The following is a 15,154-nucleotide window of genomic DNA, read 5'->3' as shown; positions in this document are numbered from 1 at the left end:
CCAGCTGTTTGATCGGGTAGGAGGGCTTTTTTTTCCAAGGGTCTTAAGTCTGGCTATCGCCCTCCTCTTCCCCCATGTCTCCACTCTCGTCGGAGGGCGCTCCGTCATCGTCCGGCTCGTCTGGACTCGAGTCGCCATCATCCTGCTCGTCGGAATCCGAATCCGCTGCCGCCAGCATCAACTCACCTTGAACCACCGAGCCACTCGACGCGTGCTTCTCATGCTCATCGCATTCGGCCCACGCAGCCGTGGAGCCCAGGGACAGCATCACCAACACCTTCAGCAAAAACATCATGCGTAGAAGCTTGTTCATAGCCACTTCCTTCTTTTCCGGATAAAGCCGGGGCCTGACGGCGCTCAAGAAAATCTAGTTCTGAACAGGCCGGTTCACCAGATAGGACGCTGCCGAACCACCATAAATGCCCCCGCCCGGCAGATTGGTTTCGAATAAGCGTTATCTCCAAACCTACTAACGCCAGGACCCCATGTGGGAGCAAGGCTTGCCCGCGATGGCGCCAGTACATTCAACACCCCGCTATCGCGAGCAAGCTTTGCTCCCACAGAGGGATCTGTGCCCAACACAAGTTTCTTGCCCACTGAAAATCCACAGGGGCTATGGATAACCGGGAGATTGAGGACTGACACAAGACCAGTGTGGGAGCGAGCCTGCTCGCGATGACGGCGGCACATCCAACATCCGGGCAAGCTGACCCACCGCCATCGCGAGCAAGCTTTGCTCCCACAGAGGGATCTGTGCCCAACACAAGTTTCTTGCCCACTGAAAATCCACAGGGGCTATGGATAACCGGGAGATTGAGGACTGACACAAGACCAGTGTGGGAGCGAGCCTGCTCGCGATGACGGCGGCACATCCAACATCCAGGCAAGCTGACCCGCCGCTTTCGCGAGCAAGCTCGCTCCCACAGGGGATCTGTGCCAAACACAAGTTTCTTGCCCACTGAAGATCCAGTGTGGGAGCGGGCTTGCTCGCGAAGAGGCCAGCACATCCAACATCCTGGCAAGCTGACCCACCGCTATCGCGAGCAAGCTCGCTCCCACAGAGGGATCTGTGCCAAACACAAGTTTCTTGCCCACTGAAGATCCAGTGTGGGAGCGAGCCTGCTCGCGAAGAGGCCAGTACATCCAACATCCGGGCAAGCTGACCCACCGCTATCGCGAGCAAGCTTTGCTCCCACAGTGAGTTATATATGCCCAGGATATGGGGCAGGCCATAAAAAACCCCGCAGCTTTCGCAACGGGGTTTCGGTTTCAACACTCAGCGCTTAGTGATGCTCGCGCGTCGCGCGGAATTTCACGTCCGGCCAGCGCTCTTCCATCAGCGCCAGGTTGACCCGGGTGGGGGCTAGGTAGGTCAGGTGACCGCCGCCGTCCAGCGCGAGGTTTTCCACGGCCTTGTTGGAGAATTCCTCGAGTTTCTTCTTGTCGTCGCATTCGATCCAACGAGCGGAGTACACGGTGATCGGCTCGTAGGAGCACTCGACCTTGTATTCCTCTTTCAAGCGGCTGGCGACGACGTCGAACTGCAGCACACCGACGGCGCCGAGGATGATGTCGTTGCTGCGCTCCGGGAAGAACACCTGGGTGGCGCCTTCTTCGGCCAGTTGCTGGAGGCCCTGGCGCAGTTGCTTGGACTTGAGCGGGTCCTTCAGGCGCACGCGGCGGAACAGTTCCGGGGCGAAGTGCGGGATGCCGGTGAAGCCCAGGGTTTCGCCTTCGGTGAAGGTATCGCCGATCTGGATGGTGCCGTGGTTATGCAGGCCGATGATGTCGCCAGCAAAGGCTTCTTCCAGTTGCTCGCGTTCCGAGGAGAAGAAGGTCAAGGCGTCGCCGATGCGCACGTCCTTGCCGGTGCGCACATGGCGCATCTTCATGCCTTTTTCGTATTTGCCGGAACAGATGCGCATGAAGGCGATGCGGTCGCGGTGCTTGGGGTCCATGTTCGCCTGGATCTTGAACACGAAGCCTGCGAACTTCTCTTCCACCGGCTCCACGGTGCGCTCGTTGGCGACACGGGCCAGCGGGCGCGGGGCCCAATTGACCACGGCGTCGAGCACATGGTCCACACCGAAGTTGCCCAGGGCGGTACCGAAGAACACCGGGGTCAGTTGACCGTCGATGAATTCCTGCTGGTTGAACTCATGGCAGGCGCCCTGCACCAGTTCCAACTGGTCGACGAAACGGTCGTACTCGTCGCCCAGGTGCGCGCGCGCTTCATCGGAGTCGAGTTTCTCGATGATCTTGACGTCGGTGCGCTCATGCCCGTGACCGGCGGTGTAGACGATGATGTAGTCGTCGGCCAGGTGGTACACGCCCTTGAAGTCGCGGTAGCAACCGATCGGCCAGGTGATCGGCGCGGCCTTGATCTTCAGGACCGCTTCGATCTCGTCGAGCAGTTCGATCGGGTCGCGGATGTCGCGGTCGAGTTTGTTGATGAAGCTGACGATCGGCGTGTCCCGCAGACGGCAGACGTCCATCAGCGCGATGGTCCGTGGCTCGACGCCTTTACCACCGTCGAGGACCATCAAGGCCGAGTCCACTGCCGTCAGGGTGCGGTAGGTGTCTTCGGAGAAGTCTTCGTGGCCCGGGGTGTCGAGCAGGTTGATCATGTGATCGCGATACGGAAACTGCATGACCGACGTGGTAATGGAAATACCCCGTTGCTTTTCCATTTCCATCCAGTCGGAGGTGGCATGGCGGTCGGATTTGCGAGACTTCACCGTGCCGGCGACCGCAATCGCCTTGCCCATCAGCAAGAGCTTCTCGGTGATGGTGGTCTTACCGGCATCGGGGTGGGAGATAATGGCGAAAGTGCGGCGTTTCGCGACTTCGGCGGCCTGTTTGGTCATGGGAAATCGCCTGGCAGGTGATTCAAAAAAGGGCGGCGATTATAGCTCAACTTGTGCCAGGAACCGAACCGTTGAGCACATCCAGGGTGGCCAGATCTTCCCCAGCATGGGAACCTTTTGCCGCGTGGAGGCGTCCACCCCCCTGTTACGGCTATTCGTCAGGGGCTGAAAAATCAGCAAGTTAGCCTGACGAGGCTGCGCTCATGGCTCGATTTACCTGCCGTTTTACCGGTATGAAAAGAGCTGCTTCTCGCGAACGTTTTCCCGGCAACCAGTGATGGTTTGCCGCCCAGGAACGCGTGCGCCGACTGAAAGACAAAGGAGTCCGCCTGTGGCTATCCGCTATGGCAAAGGGCTTATCGGGGGTGCGGTCGTCGTCGCGCTCCTGGCCCTGTTGGTCCACTGGATCGGCATCGATACGATCCAACGCTACCACGACGATCTGCTGTTCTACCTGCAAGCGCACCTGCTGCTTGTCCTGGCCTCCATGCTGGCGGCCCTGCTCGTGGGCATCCCCGCCGGCATCGCCCTCAGCCGCCCCGGCCTGGTCGGGCGCGCCGAACGCTTCATGCAAGTGTTCAACATCGGTAACACCGTGCCGCCCCTGGCCGTGCTGGCCATCGCCCTGGGCATCCTGGGCATCGGCAGCGGTCCCGCCATCTTCGCCCTGTTCCTCGCCTCGCTGTTACCCATCGTGCGCAACACCTATGAAGGCCTGAAAAACGTCCAGGGCTCCCTCAAGGAAGCCGCCGTCGGCATCGGCATGACCCCGCGCCAGGTGCTGTGGAAAGTCGAGTTGCCCAACGCCGTGCCGATCATCGTCGGTGGCGTGCGCGTGGCCCTGGCGATCAACGTCGGCACCGCGCCCCTGGCGTTCCTGATCGGCGCCAACAGCCTCGGTAGCCTGATCTTCCCCGGCATCGCCTTGAACAACCAGCCGCAGCTGTTGCTCGGCGCGGCCTGCACCGCCCTGCTGGCGCTGCTGCTCGACGGCCTGGTGACACTGGCCAGCCGTCTCTGGCTGGAACGCGGTCTGCGACCGTCATAAGCCCGGCTGGATAAAGGAAATCGTTTATGAAGAAGTTGAGCTTGATACTGGGCTGCGTCCTGCTGTTCGCAGGATTCGCCCAAGCCGCTGAAAAACCGCTGATTCGCCTTGGCGCCCGGGTGTTCACCGAGCAGACGCTGCTGGCGGAAATCACCGCGCAATACCTGCGCAGCAAGGGCTACGACGCGCAGATCACCGGCGGCCTGGGCAGCAACCTGGCCCGCAGCGCCCATGAAACCGGGCAACTGGACATGCTCTGGGAATACACCGGTGTGTCACTGGTGGCCTACAACCATGTCACGGAGAAACTCGACAGCGCCCAATCCTACGCCCGGGTGAAAGAACTCGATGCGAAAAAAGGCCTGGTCTGGCTGACGCCGTCGAAATTCAGCAACACCTACGCCCTGGCCCTGCCGGAAAAAATCGCCCGCCAATACCCGCAGATCAACAGCATCAGCCAGTTGAACACGGTGCTGCAGGCCGAAGCCGATGACAACCATCTGGTGGCCCTGGACACCGAGTTCGCCAACCGCTCCGATGGCCTGGCGGGCATGGTCGAGCAATACGGCATGAACCTGACCCGCAAGAACATCCGGCAGATGGACGCCGGCCTGGTCTACACCGCCCTGCGCAACGGCCAGGTATTCGCCGGCCTGGTGTACACCACCGACGGCCGGTTGAACGCGTTCAAGCTGAAGTTGCTCGAAGACGACAAGCATTACTTCCCCGACTACACCGCCGCGCCGGTGGTGCGCCAGGCGTACCTCGACACGCACCCGCAACTGGCCGCGCAGCTCAAGCCCCTGGCCGAACTGTTCGACGACTCAACCATGCGCCAGCTCAACGCCCGCGTGGACGTCAACCACGAAAGCCCTTCCACCGTTGCCGCTGATTTCCTGCGCCAGCATTCGCTGCTCTCAACCCAATGACCTGGAGGAAAAGCCATGGATTTTCTTGACGCCTTTTCCCATCTGGACTGGCCGCTGGTACTGCACCTGACTTGGCAGCACATCACCCTGGTGGGCATCGCCGTGACCCTGGCCATTGTTGTCGGTGTGCCGCTGGGCATCTTCATGACCCGCTTCCCGACGCTCGCCGGCCCATTGCAGGCCAGCGCCACGGTGCTGCTGACAATTCCGTCGATTGCGCTGTTCGGCCTGCTGTTGCCGTTCTATTCCAAGTTCGGCCAAGGCCTGGGCCCGATGCCGGCGATCACCGCGGTGTTTCTCTATTCGCTGTTGCCGATCATGCGCAACACCTACCTGGCCTTGACCGGCGTCGAACCGGGTATCCGTGAGGCCGCCCGTGGCATCGGCATGACCTTCGCCCAGCGCCTGCGCATGGTCGAACTGCCCATCGCCGTGCCGGTGATCCTGGCCGGCGTGCGCACCGCCGTGGTCATGAACATCGGCGTCATGACCATCGCCGCCACCATCGGTGCCGGTGGCCTGGGCGTGCTCATCCTCGCTTCCATCAGCCGCAGCGACATGTCGATGCTGATCGTCGGCGCCGTGCTGGTCAGTCTCCTGGCCATCTTCGCCGACCTGCTTCTGCAATGGCTGCAACGCTCGCTGACCCCAAAAGGACTCCTCAAATGATCGAACTTCAAAACCTCAGCAAAACCTTCAAGAGCAACGGCAAAGACGTCAAGGCCGTGGACTCGGTGAACCTGACCGTCAACGAAGGCGAGATCTGCGTGTTCCTCGGGCCGTCGGGCTGTGGCAAAAGCACCACGCTGAAGATGATCAATCGCCTGATCCCGCCGACCTCGGGCAAGGTGTTGATCAACGGCGAAGACACCACCGGCCTGGACGAAGTGACCCTGCGCCGCAACATCGGCTATGTGATCCAGCAGATCGGCCTGTTTCCGAACATGACCATCGAGGAAAACATCACCGTCGTCCCGCGCCTGCTCGGCTGGGACAAGCAGAAATGCCACGACCGCGCCCGCGAGCTGATGAGCATGATCAAGCTCGAACCCAAGCAGTACCTGCATCGCTACCCCCGTGAACTGTCCGGTGGCCAACAGCAACGAATCGGCGTGATCCGTGCCCTGGCGGCCGATGCGCCGCTGCTGCTGATGGACGAACCCTTCGGCGCGGTCGACCCGATCAACCGCGAGATGATCCAGAACGAGTTCTTCGAGATGCAACGGGCGCTGAACAAGACCGTGATCATGGTCAGCCACGACATCGACGAAGCGATCAAGCTGGGGGACAAGATTGCGATCTTCCGCGCTGGCAAGCTGGTCCAGTTCGATCACCCGGACACGCTGCTGGCGCATCCGGCCGACGAGTTCGTCAGCAGCTTCGTCGGCCAGGACAGCACGCTCAAGCGCCTGCTGCTGGTCAAGGCCGAAGACGCGGCGGACAACGCTCCGTCGGTCAGCCCCGAGACGCCAGTGGGTGAGGCACTGGAGTTGATGGACGAACATGACCGTCGCTACGTGGTGGTCACCTGTGCCGAGAACAAGGCCCTGGGGTATGTACGCCGTCGCGACCTGCACCGCCAGACCGGCACCTGCGGACAATACCTGCGCGAATTCAACGCCACCGCCGTCTACGACGAACATCTGCGGATCCTGCTGTCGCGCATGTACGAGTTCAACCGCTCGTGGCTGCCGGTGCTGGATGCCGAGCGGGTATTCCTCGGCGAAGTGACCCAGGAATCGATTGCCGAGTACCTGAGCTCCGGACGTTCGCGCGGGGGCAAGACCAGCATTGTCTCGCCGGCCGAGACTGCGTTGGCCTGATCGGCCACGACTGCTTTTGTGGCGAGGGAGCTTGCTTGTGGCGAGGGGATTTATCCCCGTTGGGCTGCGAAGCAGCCCCAAAACTCTGGCAACACGCTTATTCAGATAGGACGAACCAACCGGATGGGGCTGCTGCGCAGCCCAGCGGGGATAAATCCCCTCGCCACAAAGGCAAAAGCCATATTGAGCAAGGTCGAATACCAATCCAAGGGAACATCAATCTGTCACGCAGGTCGGTTACATCATGAGCTGTCGCGGGCCGCACGACGGATGTGTGCAAAAACGCGACATTTTTAGTTGATCTCAGGCCCCTCACGCCCTAAAGTTCGCGCCGAACGTCCATGCTGGAAACGATCCATCCGGCTCAAGTACTGACGACGAGACAGCAAGGCCAAGGGAATCACGCATCCCGTGGCCTTTTTGCTTTCGGCGACATGCCTTGGGAAGTAGGCGAACCAAAGTGGGGATACGGAGGACGTTCACGAGGGCTGCTTGCCCTCACACCCATTGATCCTGATGTTTGCCAGTAGGAGTCCCAAGTATGTCGATCCAGGTCGAAGATTATTTCGCGCGCGAAACCTTCCAGAAAATGAAAGCGTTCGCCGACAAGCAGGAAACCCCGTTCGTGGTGATCGACACCGCGATGATCTCCAAGGCCTATGACGACCTGCGCGCCGGTTTCGAATTCGCCAAGGTCTACTACGCCGTCAAGGCCAACCCGGCGGTGGAAATCATCGACCTGCTCAAGGATAAAGGCTCGAACTTCGACATCGCCTCGATCTATGAGCTGGATAAGGTCATGAGCCGTGGCGTCGGCCCGGACCAGATCAGCTACGGCAACACCATCAAGAAATCCCGCGACATTCGCTACTTCTACGAGAAGGGCGTGCGCCTGTATGCCACCGACTCCGAAGCCGACCTGCGCAACATCGCCAAGGCCGCGCCGGGCTCGAAAGTCTATGTACGGATCCTCACCGAAGGCTCGACCACCGCTGACTGGCCGTTGTCGCGCAAGTTCGGCTGCCAGACCGACATGGCCATGGACCTGCTGATCCTGGCCCGCGACCTGGGCCTGGTGCCGTACGGCATTTCGTTCCACGTCGGCTCGCAACAACGCGACATCAGCGTCTGGGACGCGGCCATCGCCAAGGTCAAGGTGATCTTCGAGCGTCTGAAGGAAGAAGACGGCATCGTCCTGAAGCTGATCAACATGGGTGGCGGCTTCCCGGCCAACTACATCACCCGTACCAACAGCCTGGAAACCTACGCCGAGGAAATCATCCGCTTCCTCAAGGAAGACTTCGGCGACGACCTGCCGGAAATCATCCTGGAGCCGGGCCGTTCGTTGATCGCCAACGCCGGTATCCTGGTCAGCGAAGTGGTGCTGGTGGCGCGCAAGTCCCGTACCGCCGTCGAGCGTTGGGTGTACACGGATGTGGGCAAGTTCTCCGGCCTGATCGAAACCATGGACGAAGCCATCAAGTTCCCGATCTGGACCGAGAAGAAAGGCGAGATGGAAGAAGTGGTCATCGCCGGGCCTACCTGTGACAGCGCCGACATCATGTATGAAAACTACAAGTACGGGTTGCCGTTGAACCTGGCTATTGGGGATCGCCTGTATTGGCTGTCGACCGGGGCCTATACCACTAGCTATAGCGCGGTGGAATTCAATGGCTTTCCGCCGCTGAAATCGTTTTACGTGTGATGTGTTTGGGCGCTTGAGCTTATAGTTCTTGCCCTGTTGCGTAATGAAAAACGGCGCTTTTTCCAGAAATGGAAAGCGCCGTTTTTTTTGGATGGTTGGCGTGCATATCCGTTGCTGCGGTAACGGCTACTGGCGGTTCCGCTCTTACAGCGGGTCACTTTCGAAAAGCCCGGAAGCCGGCCCAGTCGAAAGTAACCAAAGCGCTTGTGCCCCACCACTCGGTGCCTCGCCTAGGCTCGGCATGCCTGAACGAAGGCATTGCTCCGTGGGCCGCCGCGAAGGGCCATCCATGGCCCAGCGCGGCTAACGGGGCGCCGAGATCAACGTCCACCGCGAGGCGGCCTAACAGCCGACCTGGCTCTCCCAGTCGTACACCCATCAGATCTGTTTGAGCAGGACCTGTGGGAGCAAAGCTTGCTCGCGAATGCGGTGTTCCAGTCAATGAAGATGTTGGATGTGCCGGCCTCTTCGCGAGCAGGCTCGCTCCCACAGGATTCTTCGCTCACGCCATCACTGCCCCGCTCATGCAAATGATCGAGGCTTTTGGGTGTGTTTATGAATGCTTCTCGATAACACACGGCATAATGCACGCCGTGATGAACAGTAAATGAACAAGGCGAGCGACGTGTTGAAGAAAACCCTGTTCCAGTTGCACTGGTTTTTCGGCATCAGTGCCGGGCTGGTCCTGGCGTTGATGGGCGTTACCGGGGCGGTGGTGTCGTTCCAGGATGAAATCCTGCGGGCCTTGAACCCGCAGGTGCTGATGGTCGAGAAACAGCCGGCCGGCGTCCTGCCGCCTGCCGAACTGGTGGAACAGATCGAAGCCACCTCCGGCAAGACCGTCGCCATGCTCTGGGTCGAGACCGACAGCGGCAACGCCGCGCGGGTGATCTTTGCGGCGCCTGCTGGGGAAAAACGTGGCGCCATGCGCTATTTCAACCCTTACAACGCGCAGTTCATGGGCGATGTGACGGGCCAGGACTTCTTCGGTTTTATGCTCAGGTTGCACCGCGTCCTGACCCTGGATGATGTCGGTCGGCAAATCACCGGTGCCTGCACGCTGATCCTGGTGTTTTTCTGCCTGTCCGGACTGTACCTGCGTTGGCCGCGCCAATGGAAAAGCTGGCGCGCCTGGCTGACCCTCGACTGGGGGAAAAAAGGTCGGAGCTTCAATTGGGACCTGCACTCCGTGGCGGGCACCTGGTGCCTGGTGTTCTATCTACTGGCGGCCCTGACCGGGCTGACCTGGTCCTACGAGTGGTACAACAAAGGCGTGACCCGCCTGCTCTCCGATTCACCGAAAGAGGAACGGGTGCGCAATCGTGGCCCGGCGCCAAGCGGCCCACTGCCCGTGGCCGATTACCGGGCCATGTGGAGCAGCATCTACAGCGCCGCCGGCCCGGGGCTGTCGGCCTATAACGTGCGCATGCCGCCCGTGGCCGGACAACCGGCGACCGTGTTCTACCTGCTGAAAAACTCGCCGCACGACCGGGCGCTGAACCAGCTAACCCTCGACCCGGCCACCGGCGTCATCAGCCGGCACAGCCGCTACAGCGACAAGAGCTTCAAGGCGCAGTTGCTGACCAGTGTCTATGCCCTGCATATCGGCAGTTACTTCGGCCTGGTCGGGCGGATTCTGGTGACCGTCGCCGCGCTGACCATGCCGCTGTTCTTCATCACCGGCTGGTTGCTGTACCTGGACCGCCGCCGCAAGAAGCGCCACGTCAGAAACGCCCGTCAGGCCCTCATCGCCAACCCGGGCAATGCGCCGGCCTGGCTGATCGGCTTCGCCAGCCAAAGCGGTTTCGCCGAGCGACTGGCCTGGCAGACCGCCGGCCAACTCCAGGCCGCCGGCTTGCCCGTGAAGGTCCAGCCACTGGCCGGTGTGCGTGAGCAGGACCTGAACGACGCCACCCATGCGCTGTTTGTCGTCAGCACCTTTGGCGACGGCGAAGGGCCGGACAGTGCCCGCGGTTTCGAACGCAAGGTGCTGGGCCAGGCCTTGAGCCTGGAGCGTCTGCAGTATTCGGTGCTGGGCCTGGGCGACCGGCAGTATGAACACTTCTGCGGCTTCGCCCGGCGCCTGCACGCCTGGCTGGCGGAACACGGCGGCAAGACCCTGTTCGCGCCGGTGGAAGTGGACAGCGGCGACCCTTACGCCCTGCGTCACTGGCAACAACAATTGGCGGAGCTGACCGGCCAAGCCCCGCTGGACACTTGGCAGGCGCCAAACTTCGAAAACTGGAGCCTCAGCCAGCGCACCCTGCTCAACCCCGACAGCAGCGGCTCGGGGGTATACCTGCTGGGCCTCACCGCCCCCAGGCCGAGCAGTTGGCTGGCCGGTGACCTGGTGGAAATCCTGCCGCGCAATGACCTGTGGGCCATCGAACATTTCCTCGACGGGCTCGGCCTCTCCGGCCAGGCGCGCGTGCAAGTCGACGGCCTGTCCCAGAGCCTCGATCAAGCCCTGGCGACCCGCCAACTGCCGGAAAACCGTGCCCATCTGGTCGGCCTGCATGCCCAGGCGCTGGTGGATGCGCTGGCACCGCTGGCGATACGCGAATACTCCATCGCCTCGATCCCGGCCGACGGCGTACTGGAACTGATCGTGCGCCAGGAACGTCACGCCGACGGCAGCCTGGGCGTCGGTTCCGGCTGGCTGACCGAACACGCACCACTGGGCAGCGCCGTCAGCCTGCGGCTGCGCCGCAACAGCAGCTTCCACCTGCCGGCCCAGGGTGTGCCGATGATCCTGCTGGGCAACGGCACCGGCCTGGCCGGCCTGCGCAGCCTGCTCAAGGCGCGCGTCACCGAGGGCATGCAGCGCAACTGGCTGCTGTTTGGCGAGCGCAACCGCGAACACGATTTCCACTGCCGCGATGAGTTGCAGGAATGGGTGACCTCGGGCGACCTGGAACGCCTGGACCTGGCCTTTTCCCGGGATCAGAAGCAGAAAGTCTACGTCCAGGACCGCCTGCTGGAATCGGCCGCGCTGCTCAAGCAATGGCTGGCCGACGGCGCGGTGATCTATGTCTGCGGCAGCTTGCAGGGCATGGCATCCGGGGTGGATCACGTGCTCAACAACGTGCTGGGGCGCGAGGAAGTGGAGCGGCTGATCGAGCAGGGGCGGTATCGGCGGGATGTCTACTGACAGACACCCATCTTAAGTACCCCTTGTGGGAGCAAAGCTTGCTCGCGATAGCGGACTGTCAGTCAGCCATTTATTGACAGATATACCGTTATCGCGAGCAAGCTTTGCTCCCACAGAGGCTTTTCCCACAGAGGCTCCTGGCGCGACTGACAGTCAAACCGGCTGCAACTTCTTCTCGAACACCGCCACGCCTTCCAGGTCCCGCAACACCACGCTCATCTCCCCGCTCTGCCCGTCGATGTTCACCTCGCCAAAGAACTGATACCCGGCGAACGGCGAGGTGTTCTGGGCCGGGGGCGCTTTCTGGAACACCACTTCCGGGCCAAAGGTCTTGTCCAGGGCGTTGGGCCCGAAGCTGCCGGCGTTCAATGGCCCGGCGACGAACTCCCAGAATGGTTCGAAATCCTGGAACGCGGCGTGTTCGGGGTGGTAGTGATGGGCGGCGCAATAGTGGACGTCGGCGGTGAGCCAGACGTAGTTGCGCACCTGATGCTTGCGCAGGTAGCCAAGCAGTTCGGCGACCTCCAGTTCACGCCCCTGGGCCGCGCCCGGGTCACCGTTGGCGACCGCTTCCCAGCGCGGCACGCCGGGGCTGACTTCGCCATCCGGCACACCCAGGCCAATGGGCATGTCGGCGGCGATGACTTTCCATTGGGCACGGGACTGCTTCAATTCGCGCTTGAGCCAATTCAACTGCTCACGCCCCAGGAACGGTTTGGCCGCGCCGAGGTTGGCGTCGTTGGCTTCGCGGTAGCTGCGCATGTCCAGCACGAACACATCCAGCAGCGGCCCGTAACCGAGCTTGCGGTAGATCCGTCCACCGCCGTCGGCCTTCTGCAGGCGCATCGGCGCGTATTCCAGCCAGGCCTGTCGCGCGCGCCCCACCAGGCTGTGGATATCCTTGGTCTGGTAGCGCTCGTCCAGTTGCTTGCCCGGCGACCAGTTGTTGACCACCTCATGGTCGTCCCACTGCCAGATCTGCGGCACTTCGGCGTTGAAGCGACGGACGTTTTCGTCCATCAGGTTGTAGCGATAGTTGCCGCGATACTCATCCAGGGTCTCGGCAACCTTGCTCTTGGCTTCGGTGGTGAGGTTGCGCCAGATGCGCCCACCCTCGGCGGTGATTTGCGTCGGCACCGGGCCGTCGGCGTAGATGGTGTCGCCGCTGTGGATAAAAAAATCCGGCAGGCGCAGGCGCATGGCTTCGTAGATGCGCATGCCGCCGATGTCCGGGTTGATGCCGAAGCCCTGGCCGACGGTGTCGCCACTCCAGACAAACCGGATGTTGCGCTTGAACTGCGGCACGCTGCGCAGGTGGCCGAGCCAGGGTTCGCTGGCAACCCCGCTTTGGGCGTCTTCGAAATGTACACGGTAGAAAATCGCCTGGTCGCGGGGCAGCCCGGTGAGTTCGACCCGGGCAGTGAAATCGCTGCGGGAATCGACCATGGGCGAGACGAAGCGGCGCGGATTGCTGAACGTGCTGCGGGTGTCCCACTCCACCACCATCCGCGCCGGACGGTCGCTGCGGCTCCAGATCATCGCCCGGTCGCCCTGCACGTCGCCCGACTGCACACCGTCGGTGAGCACCGGCCGATCCTTGACCGAAGCCATCACCGCCGGCGCCAGCCCCGGCAACAACAACCCCGCCCCCACGGCTTGCATCACCCGACGACGACCCAGGTCAAATTCGCTCATGGTGTTCTCCCTTGAAATGGGAAAACTTAAGCATGGCTCTGTGAAGTGGGTGTGACAGGACCTCATGAACTCAGCAGAACGAAATGTGGGAGCGAGCCTGCTCGCGATAGCGGTGTATCAGTCGACAAACAGGCTGTCTGACACTCCGTTATCGCGAGCAGGCTCGCTCCCACAGTAGGCACAGCAGTGATCAGGCCTTGGCCGGCTCCAACGCCATCTCTACCACCTCAGGCCGCTTGAGCAGCGCATACGCCACCCCCGTCAGCAGGCTCCCCGCCACGATCGCCAGCAGGTACAACAATGCATGGTTGATGGCGTTGGGGATCAGCATCACGAACAGGCCGCCGTGGGGGGCCATGAGCTTGCAGCCGAAGTACATCGACAGCGCACCGGTCAGCGCGCCGCCGGCAATGCTGGCCGGGATCACCCGCAGAGGATCCTTGGCCGCGAACGGGATCGCACCTTCGGAGATGAAGCACAGCCCCAGCACCAGCGCGGCTTTACCGGCCTCGCGCTCGGTCTGGGCGAATTTGCGCCGGGCGATGAAGGTGGCGATGCCCAGGCCAATCGGCGGCACCATGCCGGCGGCCATGGCCGCGGCCATCGGTGCATAACTCTGGGAAGCCAGCAGCCCCACCGAAAACGCGTAGGCCGCCTTGTTGATCGGCCCACCGAGGTCGACGCACATCATCGCCCCCAACAACACGCCCAGCAGAATCGCATTGGTGGTGCCCATGCTGTCGAGGAAGTGGGTCAGGGCGTCGAGCATGCCCGCCACCGGTTTACCGACGATGTAGATCATCACCAGGCCGGTGAACAGGCTCGCCAGCAGCGGAATGATCAGGATCGGCTTGAGCGCTTCCAGGCTCTGGGGCAAACGCGCATAGCGATTGATCGCCTTGGCCGTGTAACCGGCCAGGAAACCGGCGATGATCCCGCCAATGAAGCCGGCGCCGAGGGTGCTCGCCAGCAACCCGCCGATCATGCCTGGCGCCAGGCCTGGCCGGTCGGCGATGGAATAGGCGATGTAGCCGGCCAGCAGCGGCACCATCAATTTGAACGCGGTTTCGCCGCCGATCTGCATCAGCGCGGCTGCGAGGGTTCCAGGTTCCTTGAAGGCCTCGATACCGAATACGAACGACAAGGCGATCATCAAACCACCGGCCACCACCATCGGCAACATGAACGATACGCCCGTCAGCAGGTGCTTATAGGCACCGCTTTTTTCCGCTTTCGCCGGCCCCGAGGCGGCGCCGTTCGCCGCGCTTTCCTGGCGCCCTTCGGCCAAGGCTTTTTTCAGCGTGGCTTCGGCCTGTTTCAAGGCAATGCCGGTGCCACAACGATAAATTTTCTTGCCGGCAAAACGTTCGGTGGCGACTTCGATATCAGTCGCCAGCAGTACCACATCGGCCTCGGCGATTGCCTCGGGGCTCAACGGATTACGCGCGCCCACCGAGCCTTGGGTTTCGATCTTCAGGTCGTAACCCAAGCGCGCCGCCGCCTGCTGCAAGGCTTCGGCGGCCATGAAGGTATGGGCAACGCCCGTTGGGCATGCGGTGATGGCAACCAGGCGCGGCGCACGCTCGGTCGACACCGCGGGGGCCTCCTCCACGACATCCGAGGCGAGAAAAACCTCGGCCTCTTCGGCGCCACGACGCAGCACCGCATCAACGTCCTGGAGAGCCAGGGCCGGTGTGCTGCGGAACACCCGCTTGCCAACAAACCGCGACAGGTCCACCGGGCCGCTGGCGACCAGCAACACCCACTCGGCCGCTTCGAGGGTCGCGGCCGACAACTGGCGCTCCGGATGGGCCGCGTCATGGACTTCGACACTGGTGCTCCAACCCTGGCGCTGCGCCGCAGCGTCCAGCAGGCGGGCGCACAACACACTGGTGACCATGCCGTTCGGGCAGGCCGTCACAATGGCTAGTTTCAT

Annotated in this window: 10 protein-coding genes; 6 read left to right on the top strand and 4 right to left on the bottom strand. The window is 62.0% G+C overall.

Annotated elements, in window-relative coordinates; translation table 11 throughout:
- Positions 1-43: 43 nt before the first annotated feature.
- The gene (locus B0E42_RS14345; RefSeq protein WP_053179968.1) at positions 44-313 is read right to left on the bottom strand and encodes a hypothetical protein; all 270 of its coding nucleotides are present in this window, start codon (positions 311-313) and stop codon (positions 44-46) included.
- A 970-nt stretch (positions 314-1,283) separates the two neighbouring features.
- Entirely contained in the window at positions 1,284-2,867 is a 1,584-nt protein-coding gene (locus B0E42_RS14340) for a peptide chain release factor 3 (protein ID WP_018611329.1), read from the bottom strand.
- A gap of 331 nt (positions 2,868-3,198) precedes the next feature.
- On the opposite strand from B0E42_RS14340, the gene B0E42_RS14335 reads away from it, so the two are divergent.
- The 6 genes from B0E42_RS14335 to B0E42_RS14305 all read left to right on the top strand — a co-directional run bounded on the left by B0E42_RS14335 (position 3,199) and on the right by B0E42_RS14305 (position 11,523).
- Complete coding sequence (locus B0E42_RS14335; RefSeq protein WP_018611332.1) at positions 3,199-3,915, top strand: ABC transporter permease; 717 nt, start codon at positions 3,199-3,201, stop codon at positions 3,913-3,915.
- A 26-nt stretch (positions 3,916-3,941) separates the two neighbouring features.
- On the top strand, positions 3,942-4,844 hold the full coding sequence (locus tag B0E42_RS14330; protein ID WP_077506695.1) for a glycine betaine ABC transporter substrate-binding protein: 903 nt from the start codon (positions 3,942-3,944) through the stop codon (positions 4,842-4,844).
- A 15-nt stretch (positions 4,845-4,859) separates the two neighbouring features.
- On the top strand, positions 4,860-5,513 hold the full coding sequence (locus B0E42_RS14325) for an ABC transporter permease (RefSeq protein WP_018611336.1): 654 nt from the start codon (positions 4,860-4,862) through the stop codon (positions 5,511-5,513).
- Positions 5,510-6,667 carry a betaine/proline/choline family ABC transporter ATP-binding protein gene (locus tag B0E42_RS14320; protein ID WP_053185680.1) on the top strand — a complete coding sequence of 386 codons (1,158 nt, stop codon included), beginning with the start codon at positions 5,510-5,512 and terminating at the stop codon, positions 6,665-6,667. The genes B0E42_RS14325 and B0E42_RS14320 overlap by 4 nt, the downstream gene beginning before the upstream one ends.
- 541 nt (positions 6,668-7,208) lie before the next feature.
- A complete protein-coding gene (locus B0E42_RS14315; RefSeq protein ID WP_018611340.1) occupies positions 7,209-8,372 on the top strand; it encodes a type III PLP-dependent enzyme in 1,164 nt (387 codons plus the stop codon).
- Positions 8,373-8,997: 625 nt separating this feature from the next.
- Positions 8,998-11,523, top strand: a complete 2,526-nt coding sequence (locus B0E42_RS14305) for a sulfite reductase flavoprotein subunit alpha (RefSeq protein ID WP_139353158.1) — start codon at positions 8,998-9,000, stop codon at positions 11,521-11,523.
- A 153-nt stretch (positions 11,524-11,676) separates the two neighbouring features.
- Here the strand turns inward: B0E42_RS14305 and B0E42_RS14300 are convergent, their stop codons facing one another.
- A complete protein-coding gene (locus B0E42_RS14300) occupies positions 11,677-13,218 on the bottom strand; it encodes an alkaline phosphatase (protein WP_077506692.1) in 1,542 nt (513 codons plus the stop codon).
- 190 nt (positions 13,219-13,408) lie between these two features.
- Positions 13,409-15,154 carry a PTS fructose-like transporter subunit IIB gene (locus B0E42_RS14295; RefSeq protein ID WP_077506691.1) on the bottom strand — a complete coding sequence of 582 codons (1,746 nt, stop codon included), beginning with the start codon at positions 15,152-15,154 and terminating at the stop codon, positions 13,409-13,411.

Origin of the sequence: Pseudomonas sp. A25(2017) (assembly GCF_002001065.1) — a bacterium.
Classification (GTDB): Bacteria; Pseudomonadota; Gammaproteobacteria; order Pseudomonadales; family Pseudomonadaceae; genus Aquipseudomonas; species Aquipseudomonas kilonensis.
Note: the sequence above shows the minus strand (reverse complement) of the source record. Positions and strands in the feature narration are given on the sequence as shown.